Source organism: Pseudomonas hunanensis (assembly GCF_013393325.1).
GTDB lineage: Bacteria > Pseudomonadota > Gammaproteobacteria > Pseudomonadales > Pseudomonadaceae > Aquipseudomonas > Aquipseudomonas putida_P.
The window spans coordinates 157822-177834 of the sequence record NZ_QJRC01000095.1 but is presented as its reverse complement, the minus strand read 5'-3'; the positions used below and the strand labels follow the sequence as shown (position 1 = coordinate 177834).

19 protein-coding genes and 1 pseudogene are annotated in these 20013 nt (G+C 62.9%); 16 read left to right on the top strand and 4 right to left on the bottom strand.

Annotated elements, in window-relative coordinates; genetic code table 11:
* Positions 1–79: 79 nt before the first annotated feature.
* From DM807_RS17490 to DM807_RS17470, 5 genes are all read left to right on the top strand, one after another.
* On the top strand, positions 80–907 hold the full coding sequence (locus DM807_RS17490) for an SDR family NAD(P)-dependent oxidoreductase (protein ID WP_179027610.1): 828 nt from the start codon (positions 80–82) through the stop codon (positions 905–907).
* A complete protein-coding gene (locus DM807_RS17485; RefSeq protein WP_179027609.1) occupies positions 904–2622 on the top strand; it encodes an FAD-dependent oxidoreductase in 1719 nt (572 codons plus the stop codon). Before DM807_RS17490 ends, DM807_RS17485 begins: the two co-directional genes overlap by 4 nt.
* Positions 2622–2945: an NIPSNAP family protein gene (locus DM807_RS17480; protein ID WP_012272382.1), complete on the top strand. Its 324-nt coding sequence runs from the start codon at positions 2622–2624 to the stop codon at positions 2943–2945. Before DM807_RS17485 ends, DM807_RS17480 begins: the two co-directional genes overlap by 1 nt.
* Positions 2946–2979: 34 nt before the next feature.
* Entirely contained in the window at positions 2980–4329 is a 1350-nt protein-coding gene (locus DM807_RS17475; protein ID WP_179027608.1) for an MFS transporter, read from the top strand.
* Positions 4330–4453: 124 nt separating this feature from the next.
* Entirely contained in the window at positions 4454–4663 is a 210-nt protein-coding gene (locus DM807_RS17470) for a hypothetical protein (protein WP_370739302.1), read from the top strand.
* 36 nt (positions 4664–4699) lie between these two features.
* Here DM807_RS17470 and DM807_RS17465 read toward each other — a convergent pair whose 3' ends face one another.
* Together DM807_RS17465 and DM807_RS17460 are read right to left on the bottom strand one after the other, a co-directional pair.
* Positions 4700–5611 (bottom strand): LysR family transcriptional regulator, encoded by a 912-nt coding sequence (locus DM807_RS17465; RefSeq protein WP_012272379.1) that lies wholly within the window; start codon positions 5609–5611, stop codon positions 4700–4702.
* A 15-nt stretch (positions 5612–5626) separates the two neighbouring features.
* Positions 5627–6283 carry an HAD family hydrolase gene (locus DM807_RS17460; protein ID WP_179027607.1) on the bottom strand — a complete coding sequence of 219 codons (657 nt, stop codon included), beginning with the start codon at positions 6281–6283 and terminating at the stop codon, positions 5627–5629.
* 101 nt (positions 6284–6384) lie between these two features.
* On the opposite strand from DM807_RS17460, the gene lexA reads away from it, so the two are divergent.
* Genes lexA through DM807_RS17440 form a run of 4 tightly spaced genes read left to right on the top strand, consistent with a single transcriptional unit; the run spans position 6385 to position 12115 of the window.
* Positions 6385–6993, top strand: a complete 609-nt coding sequence (lexA, locus tag DM807_RS17455; protein WP_085985452.1) for a transcriptional repressor LexA — start codon at positions 6385–6387, stop codon at positions 6991–6993.
* Complete coding sequence (imuA, locus tag DM807_RS17450) at positions 6993–7613, top strand: translesion DNA synthesis-associated protein ImuA (protein WP_012272376.1); 621 nt, start codon at positions 6993–6995, stop codon at positions 7611–7613. Before lexA ends, imuA begins: the two co-directional genes overlap by 1 nt.
* Positions 7614–7619: 6 nt before the next feature.
* On the top strand, positions 7620–9038 hold the full coding sequence (locus DM807_RS17445) for a Y-family DNA polymerase (protein ID WP_179027606.1): 1419 nt from the start codon (positions 7620–7622) through the stop codon (positions 9036–9038).
* Complete coding sequence (locus tag DM807_RS17440) at positions 9035–12115, top strand: error-prone DNA polymerase (protein ID WP_179027605.1); 3081 nt, start codon at positions 9035–9037, stop codon at positions 12113–12115. Before DM807_RS17445 ends, DM807_RS17440 begins: the two co-directional genes overlap by 4 nt.
* Before the next feature lie 58 nt (positions 12116–12173).
* Here the strand turns inward: DM807_RS17440 and DM807_RS17435 are convergent, their stop codons facing one another.
* The gene (locus DM807_RS17435; RefSeq protein ID WP_012272373.1) at positions 12174–12995 is read right to left on the bottom strand and encodes an aldo/keto reductase; all 822 of its coding nucleotides are present in this window, start codon (positions 12993–12995) and stop codon (positions 12174–12176) included.
* Positions 12983–13888, bottom strand: a complete 906-nt coding sequence (locus tag DM807_RS17430; RefSeq protein WP_069942606.1) for a LysR family transcriptional regulator — start codon at positions 13886–13888, stop codon at positions 12983–12985. Before DM807_RS17430 ends, DM807_RS17435 begins: the two co-directional genes overlap by 13 nt.
* Before the next feature lie 140 nt (positions 13889–14028).
* Here DM807_RS17430 and DM807_RS17425 point away from each other — a divergent pair, with 140 nt between their 5' ends.
* The 7 genes and pseudogenes from DM807_RS17425 (at position 14029) to DM807_RS17395 (ending at position 19998) form a co-directional block, all read left to right on the top strand.
* Positions 14029–14727: a CoA transferase subunit A gene (locus DM807_RS17425; RefSeq protein ID WP_004374230.1), complete on the top strand. Its 699-nt coding sequence runs from the start codon at positions 14029–14031 to the stop codon at positions 14725–14727.
* A 34-nt stretch (positions 14728–14761) separates the two neighbouring features.
* Positions 14762–15418 carry a CoA transferase subunit B gene (locus tag DM807_RS17420; protein WP_012272371.1) on the top strand — a complete coding sequence of 219 codons (657 nt, stop codon included), beginning with the start codon at positions 14762–14764 and terminating at the stop codon, positions 15416–15418.
* A 152-nt stretch (positions 15419–15570) separates the two neighbouring features.
* Positions 15571–16988 (top strand): annotated as a pseudogene (locus DM807_RS17415) (short-chain fatty acid transporter).
* 79 nt (positions 16989–17067) lie between these two features.
* Entirely contained in the window at positions 17068–17610 is a 543-nt protein-coding gene (locus DM807_RS17410; protein WP_012272369.1) for a helix-turn-helix domain-containing protein, read from the top strand.
* A gap of 251 nt (positions 17611–17861) precedes the next feature.
* Positions 17862–18038: an EPS-associated small membrane protein EppA gene (eppA, locus tag DM807_RS17405; RefSeq protein WP_012272368.1), complete on the top strand. Its 177-nt coding sequence runs from the start codon at positions 17862–17864 to the stop codon at positions 18036–18038.
* Positions 18039–18299: 261 nt separating this feature from the next.
* Positions 18300–18857: a polysaccharide biosynthesis/export family protein gene (locus tag DM807_RS17400; RefSeq protein ID WP_012272367.1), complete on the top strand. Its 558-nt coding sequence runs from the start codon at positions 18300–18302 to the stop codon at positions 18855–18857.
* Between the two features lie 25 nt (positions 18858–18882).
* Positions 18883–19998 carry a hypothetical protein gene (locus DM807_RS17395; RefSeq protein WP_012272366.1) on the top strand — a complete coding sequence of 372 codons (1116 nt, stop codon included), beginning with the start codon at positions 18883–18885 and terminating at the stop codon, positions 19996–19998.
* The last annotated feature ends 15 nt before the right edge of the window (positions 19999–20013 follow it).

Sequence of the window (20013 nt, the reverse complement as noted above, 5' to 3'; positions counted from 1 at the left end):
TGCAGGTTTTGTCCATTCTGCCGATGGGCCTGCCGGCCATAGGCTGTTGTCCAGAACAAGCGACACTCTGGAGAACAGCATGAACAACAATAAGATTGCCTCTCAGTGGCTGGGCCTGGACTCGGCCGTATGCGTGGTAACCGGCGCCGCCGGCGGCATTGGTGCCGCGCTGGCCGCAGCCTTGGTGGAGCAGCAGGCCCACGTGGTGCTGCTGGACCGCGACCTGGACAAATGCCGCGAACTGGCGGCCACCTTGGGTGAGCACAGCACGGGCGAAGTCAGCGCCCTGGCCTGTGACATTGCCGACCCGGCCAGCGTGGAGCAAGCGGCTGCCCAGGTGCAGGCACTGCATGGGCGCTGCGATGTGCTGGTCAACAATGCCAGCGTGCTGCGCCCCGGCGCGCTGGACACGCTGAGCCTGGAGCAATGGAACCAGGTGCTGGCGGTCAACCTCAGCGGCTACCTGTTGTGTGCCCAGGCCTTCGGCCGCTCGATGCTGGCTCGCGGCCAGGGCCGCATCGTGCATGTAGCCTCGATTGCCGCCCATTACCCGCAACCCAACAGCGGTGCCTACAGCGCGGCCAAGGCTGGCGTGAGCATGCTGTCGCGGCAGCTTGCCGTGGAGTGGGGGCCGCGGGGTGTGCGCAGCAACGCCGTGTGCCCGGGCTTGATCCGCACGCCCTTGTCGGCGGCGTTCTATGCCGACCCGCAGGTGGAACGCCAGCGTAGCGCCATGACCGCCAACCGTCGCATTGGTGAGCCGCAGGATATCGCCGAGGCCGTGCTGTTTCTGGCCAGCCGCCGCGCCGACTATATCAACGGCGCCGAGCTGACCGTGGATGGCGGGCTGGAGTGCATGCCCATGGCATTGATCCCGCGCCCGGGCTTCGAGGGGGCTGGCCAATGAATACGCGTAGCTGCGATGTACTGGTAATCGGCGCGGGGGCTGGCGGCCTGGCGACAGCCATCACGGCGAAAAAGCTTGGCCTGGATGTCATCGTCATTGAAAAGGACGACTGCTTTGGTGGCACCACGGCGTTTTCCGGTGGCGTGTTGTGGGTGCCGGGCAACCCGCACGGGGCCGAGGACAGCCATACAGCGGCCATGACCTACCTGCGCAACGAAGCCGGTGCCTGTTTCGATGCGGCGGGGGTGGAAGCCTTCTTGCGCTACGCGCCGCAGATGGTGGCGTTTTTCGAGCGCGAAACGGCGGTCAAGTTCGTGCCCACGCTGTACCCCGATTACCACCCACAAGTGGAGGGCGGTGTCGATGTGGGCCGCTCGATACTGGCCGCTCCTTACGACATTCGTGGCCTGGGGCCGGACATGGCGCGCCTGCGCCCGCCGCTGAAGACCATCACGTTCATTGGCATGATGTTCAATTCGTCGAATGCCGACCTCAAGCATTTCTTCAATGTCACCCGCTCGCTGACTTCGTTCGTGTATGTGGCCAAGCGCCTGATAACCCATTTGAAGGAGCTTGCCCTGTACCGACGTGGCACCCAGGTCACCAGCGGCAATGCCCTGGCAGCGCGGCTGGTACGCTCGGCACTGGACCTGGGCATCCCGATTCTCACAGGTACACCGGCGCGGCAACTGCTGCATGAAGAGGGTCGAGTGACAGGGGCATTGGTCGGGCAGGCTGACAGCGAGCAGCGCATTCAGGCCCGGCGTGGGGTGGTACTGGCTTGTGGCGGTTTCTCCCATGATTTGCAACGGCTGCGCCAGGCCTACCCGCATGTGCGGCGTGGCGGCGAGCACTTTTCGCCGGTGCCGGCGGGCAATACCGGTGACGGTGCGCGCATGGCCGAGGCGTTGGGGGCCAAGGTCGATATCCGCCTGCAGGCAGCCGCCGCCTGGATGCCGGTATCGAAGGTGCCAGTGGCTGGCGGGCGGCACATTGCCTTTCCGCATTTGCTCGACCGCTACAAGCCAGGTGTGATCGGTGTGCTGCGTTCGGGGCAGCGTTTCACCAACGAGTCGAATTCTTACCATGACGTGGGCGCAGCATTGATCGAAGTCTGCGCCGGTCAGGCAGAAACCGCCATGTGGCTGGTGTGCGACCGCCGCACCCTGGCCAAGTATGGCCTGGGCTTTGCCAAGCCTGCACCGATGCCGTTGGGGCCCTTGTTGCGTAATGGTTACCTGCTCAAGGGCAAGACCCTGGCCGAGCTGGCGGGCAAGGCCGGTATCGACGCGCAAGGGCTGCAGCAGACCGTGCGCGAATACAACCTTGGCGCGGTGCAGGGCGAAGACCGCCAGTTCGGTCGCGGCAGCACCAGCTTCAACCGCTACCTGGCCGACCCGCAGCAACAGCCCAACCCGTGCGTGGCGCCGGTGGGCGAAGGGCCGTACTTTGCCGTGAAGGTGATCATGGGCGACCTGGGCACCTTCGACGGGCTACGCACCAGCGTGGTCGGTGAAGTATTGGCGGCCGATGGGCAGGCCATCGACGGCCTGTACGCGGTGGGTAACGACCGAGCCAGCATCATGGGCGGCAACTACCCCGGTGCCGGCATCACCCTGGGGCCGATCATGACCTTTGGCTACATCACCGGGCGCCATCTGGCGGGTGTCGAGCAGGGCCTGGCGGCTGCGGGCAAAGCGCGGGAGGTGGCGTGATGGACAAGCCTGTAGTCGACCACCGCATCTACACCATTCGCCCGCGCTGCATGGCGGCCTTTCTCGAAGCCTTCGACCAGTTGGCGATGCCGATCCTGCTGCGCCACCTCGGCGCACCCCTGGCGTTCTACACCAGCAGCATCGGCCCGTTGAACCAGGTGGTGCACTTGTGGGGCTATGACAGCCTCGATGATTTTGAAAAGCGCAGCGCGGCGCGGGATGCCGACCCGGACTTTGCTGCCTATCTGCATGCCACCCGCGACCTTGTGGTAGCGCAGGAGACACGGATCATAAGGCCTGTGCGCTTGCCCAGCCTGGGCTGAAACACCGTCATAAAAACAACAACAGGTGATACCCATGAACAACACGCTCGACGTGCGCCAACTGATCGACCAGCAACCCATCGGCCGCTACCAGAAATGGGTGGTGTTCCTCGGCTTTCTCATCATTGCGCTGGACGGCCTGGACGTCGCCATCATCGGCTTCATTGCCCCACAACTGAAAAGCGATTGGCACCTGGGTGCGCAAAGCCTGGGCCCGGTTTTGAGCGCCGCGCTGATCGGCCTGGCGCTTGGCGCGCTGATTGCCGGGCCCCTGGCGGACCGCTACGGGCGCAAGGCGGTGCTGCTGTACAGCGTGCTGCTGTTCGGCATCTGGACCTTGGCCTCGGCCTTTTCACCCAACTTGGAAACCTTGGTTGCGCTGCGCTTTCTCACGGGCCTGGGCCTGGGGGCGGCCATGCCCAATGCCAGCACCTTGGTCAGTGAATACGCTCCAGCACGCAGCCGCTCACTGCTGATTACCCTGGCGTTCTGCGGGTTCTCCCTGGGGGCGGCGATGGGTGGGTTCGTCAGCGCCTGGATGATCCCCAACCTGGGGTGGCGCAGTGTTCTGGTGCTGGGTGGGGTGTTGCCGCTGCTGGTCCTGCCGCTGCTGTATTGGCGCCTGCCGGAATCGGTAACGTTCCTGGTCAGCAAAGGTGCAGAGCGCAAGCGCGTTATGGCCATTGTCCGCCGCTTGGCACCTGAGCATGTCAACGCCGACACCACCTTTGTCATGCTCGGCAACGCCCCGGCTGCAGGTGGAGCCATCGGCACCATCCTCTCACCGCGCTATCGCTTTGGTACCTGCATGCTCTGGGCGGGCTATGTGTTGGCGCTGTTTCTGGTCTATCTGTTCAGCGGCTGGCTGCCGACGCTGGTGAAGGAGGGCGGTGGTTTTTCGGTCTCGGAAGCGGCCATTGTCACGGCCTGTTTCCAGATAGGCGGCCCGGTGGGGGCGATTTCAGTGGGTTGGGCCATGGACCGTTGCAATCCGCAGCGGGTGTTGATGCTGACGTTTCTGTTCAGTGGCGCGGTTATCTTCACGATTGGCCAAGTGGTGGGGGATTTCGCCTGGCTGTGCGCCATAGCCTGCGCTGTGGGCTTTGGGCTGAACGGCGCGAGTGTTGGCATGAATGCATTGGCGGCGGCCTTTTACCCTACGCAAGCGCGGGCGACCGGGGCCAGCTGGATGAGCGGCATTGGGCGCATCGGCGCCGTGCTCAGCGCCTTCGCCGGGGCTCAGATGCTGGCGTTGGGCTGGAGTTTTGCACAAGTGTTTGCATCATTACTGGTCCCTGCCGGGTTGGCGGCTTTGGCCGTATTGCTGCAAGGGTGGCATGTGAGCAGGGCTTCATCCGTCACAAATGCGACGTATTACCAATAGTATTTACTTCCCATTACCTTTACTCCAGACTCCGCTCCGCCTGCAGGGAGGAACGTGCAGGCATACGGCAAGGTGACCGGGAAAAGATCAACCGCACCTGGAGTAGACCCAGTCGAGCGTGGTCGTGATCACCGACGAGCAACTGCGTGAGAAGGAAGACCACAACCTGGTAGTTGTGTTTGCGCGCACGCCCGGTGTGTACAACCAGTCTGGCAACTACCAGAGCACGTCGCCATCCGAGTATGAGTCTGATGACGCCGGGCAGGTCACCGATGAGCGTCGCAGCGACAATTATTGGCTGGTCAACTTCAATACCGAGCGTTACGACCTTTGAGCCCATGAATCTGCACCGGCCGTTGCTGGCGCAGGTTCAGTTATCTCGGCTGTACATTCGGCACTCTGCCAACAACGCCAACAAGTTTGGCTCCCGCTCGCGCGCCTTCAGAAACACCACGCCAATGTGCTGCTGCAGGCGATATTGCGGCTTCAAGGCAATCAACCTGACGCGGTTCTCGTACACCGCCGCGATGCGCCCAGGCAGCAGGGCGAAGCCCACGCCTGAACTGACCATGCTCAGCAGGGTGAAGATATCGTTCACCTGCATGGCCACCTTCGGCTCGAACCCGGCCTGCTGGAACACCCGGGCGCCATCGCGGTGTGTGGCGAAGCCCTGGGTCAGGGTAATGAAAGTGGAGTCGGCGAGGTCAGCCAGGTCTACCTCGGCCTGCCCGGCGAAGGGCGAATCAGTAGGTACGGCAAGGAAAATGTCGTCGGAGAACAGCGGCAGTTGCTCGCAGGCCGGGTCGCTGGCGCTCTCGTCGAGGGAGACGAGGATGGCCTCCAGTTCGTGGTTCTTCAGGCGCTGCAGCAGATCGACGTTGGAGCCCAGGGTCAGGTCGATGTTCAGTTCGCTGCGGCGCAGCTTGAGGCCCATGACCAGCTTTGGCACGGTTTTCACGGTCAGCGAGTAGAGTGCGCCCAAGCGGAAGCGCTCGGCGTAAAAACCGGCTGCTTCGCGGGTTTGACGCACCATCTGCTCGGCGTCCTGGATCAGCTGCCGGGCTTTCTTTTCCAGCACGTAGGCGCTTTCCAGCGGGATCAGCTGGCGGCCTTCGTGCTTGAACAACGGGCAGCGCAGCGCGCTTTCCAGCGAATGGATGGCACGGTGCACGCTGACTGCGCTGGTCGACAGCTCGGCGGCGGCGCGGCCGAGGTTGCCGGTGCGCATGAAGGCGAGGAAGGTTTCCAGCTTTTTAAGGGTCAGTTCTTCGTCGATCAGCATGGGGGCCCCAGATGCTTACTGCATGGACTCGATCAGGGCCCACAGTGCAGGGTCGTTGAAGTCATCTATCACCAGCTGTGCACCCGCCGCCAGCAAACGTTCAGCGGTCTGCGTCGTTGCCACGCCCACGGTAAAGATCCCCGCGCCACTGGCAGCGGTCACCCCCGGCAATGAGTCCTCGAAAGCCAGCGCCTGCCTGGCCTCGGCACCCAGCTGCTGCAGCCCGGTGAGGTAAGGCAGCGGGTCTGGCTTGGGCCGCGCCAGTTCCTCGGCCACCAACACATGTTCAAAGCGCTGGCCAAGGCCCATGGCGTTCAGCATGTGCTCGGCGTTCAGTCGCGGTGCGTTGGTCACCACACACATGCCGATGGCATGGGCCTGGGCGTGCTCCAACAGGCGCAGCAGGCCTGGCATGGGTTCAAGTGACGGCGACAGGTCGCGGAACAATGCCTCCTTGCGGTCGGCCAACGCCTGGCACTGTTCGACACTGGCGCCGTTGAACAGCTCGGCGAACAGTTCACCATTGGCGCGGCCACTGACCTGAGCATCGAACTGCGCCTGGCTCAGCTCACGGCCGTCGTGCTCACGCAGCATTTGGCGAAAGGCCTGCAGGTGCAGGGTGTCGGTGTCGGTAAGGGTTCCGTCGAGGTCGAACAGCAGGGCGGTCAGCATGGGATATCCAGATCAAAAAAACACAAGCCAAGGGATCATAACCAAAGTGGACGACAAAGGGGGCTGGTCAGCGCGCCACGAAAAGAGTACAAATGTGCTCCATGGACAATCTTACCCCCAAGCGCCGCGCCATTTTCGAATTCATCCGCGAGCGCATTGCCGAGCACAGCCAGCCGCCAAGCCTGGCCGATATCGCCACGCGCTTCGGTTTTGCTTCGCGCAGCGTCGCCCGCAAGCACATTACCGCCCTGTGCCAAGCCGGTTACATCGATGTCACGCCTAACCAGGCGCGGGGCATTCGCCTGGCCGAACCGTTGCGCCGGCCGGAGATTCTCGAAATCCCGGTGCTGGGCCAGGTAGCGGCAGGCGCCCCCATAGGCCCGGACCTCGATATCCACGAACAGTTGCTGCTCGACCCCAGCATGTTCCGCCGCACCCCTGACTACCTGCTTAAAGTGCGTGGCGACTCGATGATCGACGACGGCATCTTCGACGGTGACCTGGTCGGCATCCTGCAACAGGCCGACGCCCGTGACGGGCAGATCGTGGTGGCGCGCCTGGACGGCGAAGTGACCATCAAGCGCCTGCAACGCCAGGGCGGCAATTACCGGCTGTTGCCCCGTAACCCGGCCTATGCGCCCATCGATGTGCAGCCAGAACAGGAATTCTTCATCGAAGGCGTATTCTGCGGCCTGCTGAGGCGCGACTGATGGGCGCGGTGGTCGACCTCGACAGGCTGCTCGACCAGCGCCGTATCTGGCGCGGTCGGCAGGCCGAGGCGCGGCCACTCGGGTTGCAGCCAACCGGCCATGCGGCCCTCGACGCCCGCTTGCCCGAAGGCGGCTGGCCGGCGGCAGCACTGAGCGAGCTGTTGCTGGCCAGCCCCGGCTGTGGCGAGTTGCACTTGCTGTGGCCAACCCTGGCCCGGCTGAGTGCAGATGCCAACCGCGTAGTGCTGGTGGCACCGCCCTTCATTCCTTACGCACCGGCCTGGCAGGCAGCAGGTGTGGACCTGCGCTGGCTGGTACAAGTGGACGCCGAACCTGCCGATGCCCTGTGGGCCGCCGAGCAGTGCCTGCGCTCGGGCAGTTGTGCGGCGGTGCTGTGCTGGCCGGAGCGCGCCGATGACCGCGCCCTGCGGCGCTTGCAGGTGGCCGCCGAAACCGGTCAGGCGTTGGCATTCGCCTGCAGGCCGCAGCAGGCGGCGCACAACCCTTCACCGGCAGCACTGCGCATTGCCGTCGACACTCGGCCGGCACAATGGCGCGTGCTGAAAAGCCGTGGTGGCATGCCTCCAGCGCTGCCCATTGCCTGCCCAGGGCGGGGCTGATGCGCCATGCTCTGGGCTTGCATTCTGCTCCCCCAGCTTGCGCTGGATACCGTGCTGCGTGAGCGTGACGACCTTGATACCCCCTTGGTACTCATTGGCGGGCCGACTCAGCGACGTGTGTTGCAGTCGGTCAACATGGCCGCCGCTGCACTGGGCCTGCGAGCCGGGCAAACCCTGACTGCAGCGCGTGCCCTGGCGGATGGCTTCACCTGCGTCGAAGTCGACCCAAAACGCATCGACCAGGTGCAGCAACTGCTGGCAGCCTGGGCTTACCGCTTCAGTGCCCAGGTCAGCCTGCATTACCCTCGGGCGCTGTTGCTGGAAGTAGGCTCCAGCCTGCAACTGTTCGGCCCCTGGCCTTTGTTCGAGGCGCGCCTGCGCCAGGAGTTGGCAGAACTGGGCCTGCGCCAACGCATCGTTCTGGCTAGCAACCCGGTGGCGGCTCGCATGCTTGCCAATGGGCACGATGGCTTGGCCGTGAGCGATGCCGAGGCCACCCGTGCAGCGCTGTTGAGCATGCCCATCACACGTGTCGGCTTGCCGGCAGAAGCCGCCGAAGCTTTTGCCCGCATGGGCCTGCGCCAGCTGGGCCAGGTAGTGGCCTTGCCGCGCGACACGTTGGCCAGACGCTTTTCTGCCCAGGTGCAGTTGCACCTCGACCAACTGCTAGGCCTGCGCAACCTGGGGCTGGACTTCTATCGGCCACCGGACCGCTTTGAAACCCGTCTCGAACTGAACTTCGACGTCGAATCGCACCAGGCGCTGTTGTTCCCACTGCGGCGCATGCTCAACGACCTTGCTGCCTTTCTGGCCGGGCGCGACTGCGGGGTGCAGCGCTTTTGCCTGTATCTGGAGCATGCCGAGGGGCCAGATACGGTGCTCAAGGTTGGCCTGCTGGCGGCCGAACGCGATGCGTCGATGTTGTTCGAATTGGCCCGTGGCCGCCTGGAGCCGCTACGCATACCCGCACCGGTGCGCAACCTGCGGCTGGTGGCCGAAGACTTGCCACCGTTCGTGCCACAGCATCAGGCGTTGTTCGACCCTCGGGCGCAACAGGCGCAACCCTGGGAGCAATTGCGTGAGCGGCTGCGCGCGCGCCTGGGGGATGAGGCCGTCAAGGGGCTAAGCGCGGCAGCCGATCACCGCCCCGAATGCGCCTGGCAACTGGCAGAGCAGGGCGCTCAAGGCCACATGCCGGTTGCCCCAGGCAGTCGCCCAGGCTGGCTGCTGCCGGCACCGATGGCGCTGGATGGCGCCGGCTATCAGGTGCAGGGTTACGCTGAACGCATCGAATCCGGCTGGTGGGATGGCGGCGATGTGCGACGCGATTACTACCATATCGAAACCCGTGACGGCCTGCGCGGCTGGGCCTACCGCGACTTGAGCCAGGCCGGCCCACTGTGGTTGCAGGGTTGGTTCGCATGAACACGCCGGGTTATGCCGAGCTGCATTGCCTGTCCAACTTCAGCTTCCAGCGCGGTGCGTCGAGTGCCGATGAGCTGTTCCGGCGCGCGCGCGAACAAGGCTACCAGGCCTTGGCGATTACTGACGAATGCACGTTGGCCGGTATCGTGCGCGCCTGGCAGGCCGCCAAGGCGCATCAGCTGCGGCTCATCGTCGGCAGCGAGGTGCAGTTGCACGACGGGCCCAAGCTGGTGCTGTTGGTCGAGAACCTGACCGGCTACCAGAACCTGTGCGCACTGATCACCCGTGCCCGGCGGCGGACAGAGAAGGGTGAGTACCAGTTGTTTCGTGACGACCTGCAGCAGCACCATCAAGGCCTGCTGGCCTTGTGGGTGGCCGACGACAGTGTTGATAAAGCCACCGGTGAATGGCTGCGCAGTGTATTCGCCGAGCGTCTGTGGCTGGCCGTGCACCTGCACCGGGGCTGTGACGATGCCATGCGCCTGCAGCGCCTGCAGGCACTGGCGGCTGATGTGGGCGTGCGCGCCGTGGCCTGTGGCGACGTACATATGCATGTGCGAGGCCGCCGTGCCTTGCAGGACTGCATGACTGCCATCCGCCAGCATTGCCAGGTAAACGAGGCCGGGCGCTTTCTGTTTGCCAACGGCGAGCGGCACCTGCGCAGCCAAGCGCAACTGGGGGAACTGTACCCGGCCAACTTGCTGGCAGAGACCTTGACCATTGCCCAGCGCTGTCAATTCGACCTCAGCGAATTGAAATACCAGTACCCGTGCGAACTGGTGCCCGAGGGCCACACCCCGGCCAGCTGGTTGCGTGATCTGTGCGAGCAGGGCTTGCCGTTGCGCTGGCCAAACGGGCCAAGTGAAAAGGTGCGCGATGTGCTGGCCAAGGAACTGGCGTTGATCGAAGAGCTTGGTTACGAAAGCTATTTCTTGACCGTGCACGACATTGTCGCTTTCGCCCGCAGCCAGCGCATTCTGTGCCAGGGCCGTGGCTCGGCAGCCAACTCGGTAGTGTGTTTCGTGCTGGGCATCACCGAACTCGACCCTATGGAGCATCACCTGCTGTTCGAGCGATTTCTGTCTCGCGAACGCAACGAGCCGCCCGATATCGATGTGGATTTCGAGCATGACCGACGCGAAGAAGTGATCCAGTACGTGTTCCGCCGCTATGGCCGGCACCGTGCAGCACTGACGGCGGTGGTCAACACCTATCATGCCGCCGGAGCTGTGCGGGATGTGGCGAGGGTGCTGGGGCTGCCTGCCGACCAGGTGGATGCATTGGCCAAGTGCTGTGGCCGCTGGAGCGACCGTATACCCGATGAGCAGCGCCTGGCCGAGGCCGGTTTTGAGGCCGGCAGCCCTTCGCTGCGGCGGGTGCTGGTACTTGCTGGTGAACTGATCGGCTTCCCCCGGCACCTGTCGCAACACCCAGGTGGCTTCGTCATCTCCCAGCAACCGCTCGACCAGTTGGTGCCAGTGGAGAATGCGGCCATGGCGCAGCGTACGGTGATCCAGTGGGACAAGGACGACCTGGACATGGTCGGCTTGCTCAAGGTCGACGTGCTGGCGCTGGGCATGCTCAGTGCCTTGCGCCGTTGCTTCGACCTGCTGCAGCGCCACCGTGGCCGGCAGCTGACCCTGGCGACCATCCCCAGCGAAGACCCAGCCACCTACGCCATGATCAGCCGCGCCGAGACCATGGGTGTGTTCCAGATCGAGTCACGCGCGCAAATGGCCATGTTGCCCAGGCTGCGGCCCACCACGTTCTACGATCTGGTCATCGAAGTGGCCATCGTCCGCCCCGGTCCGATCCAGGGCGACATGGTTCATCCGTACCTGCGCCGGCGCCTGAAACAGGAGCCGGTGACGTACCCGTCCGCGCAACTCAAGGCAGTCTTCGAACGTACGTTGGGTGTACCGCTATTCCAGGAGCAGGTGATGGAACTGGCCATGGTCGCAGCCGACTATACGCCGGGCGAGGCTGACCAGTTGCGCCGCAGCATGGCGGCCTGGAAGCGCCATGGTGGCCTGGAACCGCACCGCGAGCGGCTGGTACAGGGCATGCTGCGCAACGGTTACGAGCTGGCGTTTGCCCAGCGCATCTTCGAGCAAATCAAGGGCTTTGGCAGCTACGGCTTCCCTGAATCGCATGCGGCCAGTTTTGCCCTGCTGTGCTACGCCAGCAGTTGGTTGAAGTGCCATGAGCCGGCGATCTTCACGTGTGCGTTGGTCAACAGCTGGCCGATGGGCTTCTACAGCCCTGACCAGTTGCTGCAGGAGGCTCGCCGCCAGGGTATCGAGGTGCGGCCCGTAGACGTTTGCCACAGTGAATGGGACTGTACCCTCGAGCCTGATGAGCATGGCACATTGGCCATTCGCATGGGCTTGCGCCTTGTGCGTGGCCTGGCCGAAGCCGATGCCAGGCGTTTGCAGCAGGCAAGGGCGCAACGGCCATGGCGCGACGTCGAAGACCTGTGCCTGCGTGCCGGGCTCGACTCACGGGCCCGAGCCCGCCTGGCCGATGCCGGAGCGCTGCGGGCCTTGGCCAGCGATCGGCATCAGGCACGCTGGCAGGTGGCAGCGGTGCAGCCGCAGCTGCCGTTGTTCGCCGACGTGCAAGCCTTGCCGGAAGTGGCGGTGGCTTTGCCTGCACCTACCGTGGACGAGGACCTGGTAGCCGATTATCAAACCCTCGGTACTACGCTTGGCCCGCATCCACTGGCCCTGCTGCGCTCACGCCTGAGGGCGCTGGGGTGTCGTAGCTCGAGTGAGCTGCAAGGTGTCGAGCATGGCGACACCATTGCCGTGGCCGGGTTGGTAGTAGGCCGCCAACGGCCCCAGACCGCGAGTGGAGTGACCTTCGTTACCCTGGAGGATGAGCACGGGATGGTCAACGTGGTGGTGTGGCGGGACATTGCCGAACGGCAGCGGCGGGCCTTGGTGGGGGCTCAGCTGCTCAAGGTCAGTGGGCGGCTGGAGCAGGAGAATGGTGTGCGGCACTTGATTGCACGGCGGCTGGAGGATGTGAGCCCGCTGTTGCAAGGGCTGGATGTGCGTAGCCGGGATTTTCATTAACCGTACGCTAATTGTATGAGCGGCCCAAGGCCGCTCATACAATTAGCAGTGCTACCACTCAGACCATCGCTAACCGCTGCTTGCGCGTGGGTGCCGGGAACGCCCGATCAATCGCTCGCAGGTCTTCGCGGGTCAAGGTCAGCGCACCCGCAGCCGCATTCAGCCGCACATGCTCGGGCGTCACCGCCTTGGGGATGGCAACCACCCCGTCATCACGGGTCACCCAGGCCAGGCTGACCTGGGCCGGTGTGGCGCCATGGCGCTCGGCGATTTCTGCCAGTACCGGGTGTTGCAACAAGCGCCCGCCTTGGGCCAGCGGGCAGTAGGCCATGGTCGGTAATGCACGCTTTTCGCACCACGGCAGCAAGTCGAATTCGATGCCACGTTGGGCCGGGTTGTACAGCACCTGGTTGGTGGCACAGTCAGGGTTGTGCAGTTCGCGCAGGTCATCGACGTCGAAGTTGGACACGCCCCAGCGCTTGATCTTGCCTTGCTCGCGCAAGCGTTCGAAGGCTTCGACGGTTTCCTCCAGCGGGTGCTGGCCTCGCCAGTGCAACAGGTAAAGATCGATGCAGTCGGTGCCCAGGCGCGTGAGGCTACGTTCGCAGGCGGCCGACATGTTGCGGCGGCCGGCATTGTGCGGGTAGACCTTGCTGACCAGAAACACCTGCTCGCGGCGCCCGGCAATGGCCTGGCCAACGACTTCTTCCGCCCCCCCTTCGGCATACATCTCGGCGGTGTCGATCAGGTTCAGGCCCAGCTCGATACCCTGTTGCAGGGCCGCCACTTCGTCAGCCTTGCGCGCAGGGTCTTCCCCCATGTACCAAGTGCCCTGGCCGATGGCCGGGACCTGCGTACCTGCCAGTTTCACATAACGCATGTCACCTCCGGGATGCGGGTATTGGAAAGCAGAACTTCAAGCAGCGCTTGCGCTGCGGTGGAAAGCTGGTGCTCGCTGAGCGCAATCACGCCAATGCGCCGCTCGACGACAGGCTCGACCAAGGTCACGCAACGGGCGCCCAGCTCCTGCATCTGGTTGATGCACAGCGCCGGCACGGCACTGACCCCCAGGCCGCTGGCGACCATGCGGCCAATGGTTGTCAGCTGGTGGCTCTCGAAGGCCACTGCCAGCTTGCCGTGTTGGGCCGCCACATTCTGCTCCATCAGCAGGCGCACCGCCGAAGGGCGTTGCAGGGCCACGAAATCTTCGGCCATCAGCTGTGCCCAGCTGACCTGGGGCAGCAGTGCCAAGGGTGAGTCGGCGGGCAGCACTGCAACGAAGCGGTCCATGTACAACGGGTGAAAGTCCAGCCCATCGATGTTATCCGGCTCGAAGCCGATGCCCAGTTCGACGCGGCGATGGCGAACCAGTTCCTGTACCTGTTCGTTGATCACGTCATGCACGGTGACGTTGACCTTGGGGTAGCGTTGGCGAAACACCTTGAGCGAATGGGGCAGCAAATTGCCGGCGAAGGCCGGCATGGCCGCCACCGACACGCGGCCCAGTTGCAGGGTGAAGCGCTGGCGCAGCATCTCTTCGGTGTCGTCCCAGTCGGCCAGCAGGCGCCGTGCCAGTGGCAGTAGCACTTCGCCTTCGGCGGTCAGGCTGACGCTGCGCGTGGTGCGGCTGAGCAGGGCGCCGCCAAGGTTTTCTTCCAGGGCCTTGATGGTCAGGCTCAAGGCCGGTTGCGAAACATGCAGGTGTTCACCGGCCTGGGCGAAGCTCTGGTACTTGGCCACGGCGACAAAGGCGCGCAGTTGCTTGACGTTCATGTCGGGCCTATTGTTTGTTTTGTAAAAGTTATCAATCGATGACGAAAACAAAATTAACAAATCAGTCGCTTGCGGTGAAGATGTCTGCACACGCTCACCGACAGCCTCGTCGGTTCAACAACTACAAAAGGCGGATCAGCATGGCCGGACTGGACAAGCGCGTTGCAACTTATGAACAGGCCCTCGAAGGCCTGACCGACAACATGACGGTACTGGCCGGTGGCTTTGGCCTGTGCGGCATCCCGGAAAACCTTATCAGCGAAATCAAGCGGCGTGGCGTCAAGGGCCTGACGGTGGTCTCCAACAACTGCGGCGTCGACGGCTTCGGCCTGGGTGTGCTGCTGGAAGACCGGCAGATCCGCAAGATGATCGCCTCCTACGTGGGCGAAAACGCCGAGTTCGAGCGCCAGCTGCTCAGCGGCGAACTGGAAGTGGAACTGACCCCGCAGGGCACCCTCGCCGAAAAAATGCGCGCAGGAGGGGCCGGCATCCCGGCGTTCTACACTGCCACCGGCTACGGCACACCGGTAGCCGACGGCAAGGAAGTGCGCGAGTTCAAGGGCCGCAAGTACATCCTCGAAGAATCTATCACCGGTGACTTCGCCATCGTCAAGGGCTGGAAGGCCGACCACTACGGTAACGTGGTGTACCGCAACACCGCGCAAAACTTCAACCCGCTGGCGGCCACCGCCGGCAAGATCACCGTGGTCGAAGTGGAAGAAATCGTCGAGCCGGGCGTGCTGCTGCCCAGCGAAATCCACACCCCGGGCATCTACGTGGACCGTGTCATCGTCGGCACCTTCGAAAAGCGTATCGAAAAGCGCACCGTCAAGGCCTGAGCGCCATCACCAGAACAACAAAGAGATCCTGACCATGGCACTGACCCGCGAACAGATGGCACAACGCGTCGCCCGTGAACTGAAGGACGGCTACTACGTCAACCTGGGCATCGGCATTCCGACCCTGGTGGCCAACTATGTACCGGCCGATATGGATGTGATGCTGCAGTCGGAAAACGGCCTGCTCGGCATGGGCGAATTCCCGACCGAAAGCACTATCGATGCCGACATGATCAATGCCGGCAAGCAAACCGTCACCGCCCGCCGCGGTGCCTCGATCTTCGATTCGGCACAATCGTTCGCCATGATCCGTGGTGGCCACGTCGACCTGACCGTGCTGGGTGCTTTCGAGGTGGACGTGCAGGGCAACATCGCCTCGTGGATGATCCCGGGCAAGCTGGTCAAGGGCATGGGTGGCGCCATGGACCTGGTGGCTGGCGCCGACAACATCATCGTCACCATGACCCACGCCTCCAAGGATGGCGAGTCCAAGCTTTTGCCCCAGTGCAGCTTGCCGCTGACCGGTGCCGGTTGCATCCGCAAGGTGCTCACCGACCTGGCCTACCTGGAAATCGAAGACGGCGCGTTCATCCTGCGCGAGACTGCGCCGGGGGTGAGCGTCGAGGAAATCATCGAGAAAACCGCCGGCAAGCTGATCGTGCCGGATGATGTGAAGGAAATGACCTTCTAAGGCATTACACGATCCTACCCTGTGGGAGCGGGCGTGCCCGCGAATGCTGCGGTGAATTTACCGATGCATTCGCGGGCATGGCTGTTCCCACAGGGTTTTGTGTTTTCTGGCAACACGTGTCACCTCATAAAACCAATAAAAGGAATTCAACTGTGGCCGCTGAAATTCAAGACAGCCGTTCCGCGCGCTTTGCCTTGCGCTGCTCCAACTGGGCCGAACGCTGGTTCCCCGATTCCTGGGTGTTCGCCGCCTTGGCGGTGCTGCTGGTGTGCATTGGCGCACTGGCCATGGGGGCCAAGCCGACCGACACCGCCAAAGCGTTTGGCGACGGTTTCTGGAGCTTGATCCCGTTCACCATGCAGATGGCCTTCGTGGTCATTGGTGGCTATGTGGTTGCCAGTTCGCCGCCCGCCGCGCGGCTGATCGATCGCCTGGCGCGCATCCCCGGCAACGGTCGCTCGGCCGTGTGCTGGGTAGCGCTGATATCGATGCTGGCCTCCTTGCTCAACTGGGCCTGTCGCTGGTGTTCGGTGGTTTGCTGGTACGCGCCCTGGCGCGGCGCACCGACCTGAAAATGGACTACCGCGCCGCCGGTGCGGCTGCCTACCTGGGCTTGGGCGCGGTGTGGGCGCTGGGCCTGTCATCGTCGGCGGCGCAGCTACAAGCCAACCCGGCCAGCCTGCCACCCTCGATCCTGTCGATTACTGGGGTGATCCCGTTCACCGAAACCATTTTCCTCTGGCAGTCCGGCGTGATGTTGGCGGCGCTGGTGGTGGTCTCGCTGGTGATCGCCTACGCCACCGCCCCGGGCCCGAACAGTGCACGCAGCGCTGAAGACTGTGGTGTCGACCCCACCTTCACGGCGCCGCCCGCACCGCAACGTACCCGCCCAGGTGAGTGGCTGGAGCACAGCCCCATCCTGATTCTGCTGCTGGTGGCCCTGGCCGCTGGCTGGCTGTACCAGGAGTTCGCCACCAAGCCGGCGATTACCGCTATCTCCGGGCTGAACACCTACAACCTGTTGTTCATCATGCTCGGTGCCTTGCTGCACTGGCGCCCGCGCAGTTTCCTTGACGCGGTGGCGCGTGCCGTGCCGACCACCACGGGGGTGCTGATCCAGTTCCCGCTGTACGGTTCGATCGCCGCCATCCTCACCCAGGTGAAGGGTGTCGACGAACAGACCCTGGCCCACCATATTTCGTTGTTCTTCACCCAGATTGCCACCCATGACACCTATGCCGTGCTGATGGGGGTGTATTCGGCGGTGCTGGGCTTCTTCATCCCCTCGGGCGGTGGCAAGTGGATCATCGAGGCCCCCTACGTGATGCTGGTGGCGAATGACCTGCAGTACCACCTGGGCTGGGCGGTGCAGATCTACAACGCTGCCGAAGCTTTGCCGAACCTGATCAACCCGTTCTACATGCTGCCGCTGCTGGGCGTACTGGGGCTCAAGGCGCGCGACCTGATCGGCTTCTCGTTCGTGCAGTTGCTGGTGCATGTGCCGTTGGTGCTGGTGTTGCTGTGGGCACTGGGTACGACGTTGCAGTACGTACCGCCAGTGATGCCTTGATTGAAGGCCATCCCCGCAGGCTTGGCGTCAGCTTTCAGACGCGTATCATGGCTGCCTCAGCCTGGGAAACACGCGTTACATGTCTATTCGATTGAAACTGCTGCGTAAGAAACTGGGGATGACCCTGGAAATGCTCGCCGAAAAGACCGGCATGACCAAAAGCTACCTGTCCAAGGTCGAGCGCGGCCTCAACACGCCCTCGATCGCGGCGGCGCTGAAACTGGCACGGGCGCTGAACGTCAATGTCGAAGAGCTGTTCGCCGAAGAACAGGCTGGGCAGAGCCGCTACAGCCTGGTGCGCCATGGCCAGCGCCAGGCGTTGGTAGGCGATGGGCAAGGGCCGGGATACGCGGCCCTCACCAGCCAGGTCGGCCAACGCAGCCTGCTGCCGTTCCTGATCCAGCCACCCTCCGAATTCAGTGACCCCACGTTCAAGGAACACCAGGGCGAGGAGTTCCTGTTCGTGCATGCTGGCCAGGTGGAAGTGGACTTCATGAACGAACGGGTGCTGCTGGAACAGGGCGATGCCCTTCATTTCAACGCCCAGACGCCGCACCGGCTACGCTCGGTAGGTGTCACGCCGGCGCAGTTGCTGGTCGTGGTTCACCACGCAGACGAGTGAAACCTCTGGGGGCAGGGCATGCCCCCTATGCGTTCTCAGCCGTGAAACGCAGCCTCCGCCCTGATAGCGCGCCCTTGCATAAATTGCATGTCGATATTTTGACGAAAGCCCCCATCGCCCATTGAATTTTATTATGGTGTCGGATCATTGACGTAATGTCATTGTGCCCATAAGCTCAAGTCAACAAAGAAACAACTCCCGCCACACCGCGCTAATAACTATTTGATTTTTCCTGTTTTCTGGAGGGGTGTATGCGCACGACTCTGATTATCAAATCGATGTTTTTGCTGGTAATGCTGAGTGGCGCTGCGCGCGCGGCAGATTCGTATATAAATCAGAACAGTATCATTCCTGTTTCAACTGCCGGCTGGTTCTTTGCCTTTGCCGTCATCGGCTTTGTAGCCGTTGCCAACCGCAGAAAGATCTGAACCGCATGCCTGGCATGTGAAGGGATGCATGCCGCAAGCGCAAGACCTGGCTTGTGAATTCTTCAACCGTTGCTATATTCCCAGTAGCCTGTATAGGCCCATGTCTGCAGGGTGTTGCAGCCCACGTCTACAGCGTCAAGGTAAGGGCCTCCAGGAAGGTCGAGGCCATCGCGGCAGCGGTACGTCGCGAAGCGGAGCGAGAGTTGGTGTGTTGTTCTCATTCAGTGCTCTTTGTCGGGCCATTTGGCCGGAGGGACCCTCATGGTGCGTTCAATGTTTGCCGCGTTCTGCCTGCTGACGGTGTGGTCTGGCGCCGGTAACGCCGACCAGAGCAGTGCTGCCTATCTGCTCAGCCCCGGCGATGTGGTGATGGTTTCGGTGTGGCAGGAAGACAGCCTGCGTCAAGAAGCCACCGTTCTTCCCGATGGCAGTATCACCTTCCCCCTGGCCGGGCGCATCAATGTCGCCGGCCTGGATGTGACGGCAGTCGAAAAACAGGTGGCTGCCAAACTCGAAAAGTTCCTTCCCGACCCTAACGTCAGCGTTGTCGTCAAGAGCATCGCCGGCAACATGGTCTACGTACAAGGCAAAGTGATCAAGCCTGGGCCGGTGCAAATGGCAGGCCCTACGGCGGTGCTTCAAGCTTTGAGCATGTCGGGTGGCCTGGACAAGTTTGCTGACGAAAGCGAAATCAAGGTGGTCCGTGGCGCAGGCGCTTCCCAAAAGATCCTGCCCGTGCGATATAAGGACCTGGTGTCTGGGCGGGACATGTCCACCAACATCCAACTTCAGGCTGGCGATACGCTGGTCGTTCCTTGATCTTGCCTTTTAATAAGAACATTTAATGCCTCTTCTTAGAACAACTAGCATTGCAACGGCAATCTTGGCCTTGCCGTTTACGGACGCGGTCCTGGCGGCAAATTGGCAGTCTACGGTGGCGGTACCGACATCCGTCGAATACGACAGCAACCCTTTGTTGCTGACCTCGGGGGAGAAGGGCATAACGCGCACGATCATTGCGCCTGATTACACCCTGATCGGTACGTTCGACCGTGACGAATTGAGGTTGGGGCTGGGCATGCATGTGTTGCGCTCGTCCGACACGGATATAGTCGATGACCGTGAAGATCCCGATATCAGCCTGGGCTGGCAGCGCACCACCGAGCGTGGGCGGTTCGGCCTGGTGGCGCGCTACAACGAAAGCTCGACGCTGTCGGGGACAGTGCTGGACACCGGGGTGATCACCACCGACGGTACGCAAAAGCTCTACACCCTGACGGGCAACTGGAGCCAGGCGGTAACTGAACGCAGCACCTTGAGCAACGAAACCACTTACAACCGTGCCCGTTATGACATCAGTACGCTGACGGGCTACGAGGAGCTGGCGAACGTATTTACCTGGACTTACGCCTGGAGCGAGCGGGCCGATGTGTACACCCGCTTTGGCGCACGACGCTATGAGCCTGAGCAGGACCTTACCGCGACCGCCTCCAACAGCTACACCCCTGCAGTCGGCGTCAAGTACCAGCTTGCCGAAGGTTTGAGCGCCGATGCCCACATTGGCGTCAACCAGGTGTCTGGTGACGACGGCGGCCGGCGTGGGGAGGGTGGGGTTGCGTTGCTGTACACCGGCCCGCGTGCCGATGCCAGCTTTACCGCCGAACGCAGCACGGTGGCCAGCGCCGAAGGCGGTTTCGCCGAGCTGGACCAGGTGCGTGGTGTATGGAGCTACGCGGTGGCCGAACTGACTCGGGTGGGCGCCGACGCGGCCTGGCAAGACAGCAAAGGGCAGTCGCCCAACACGCTGCAGACTTACAGCGTATGGGCCAGCCGCCAGTTTTCGCCTTACTGGGACCTGCGCCTGTCACTGATGTACAAGGAACGGCAACAGGACCATGTACCGGATGCGACCGCAACGATCGTTGGTTTGACGTTGACGTACAGGTACCCCGACATCTGAACCGCAGGCAGGTGG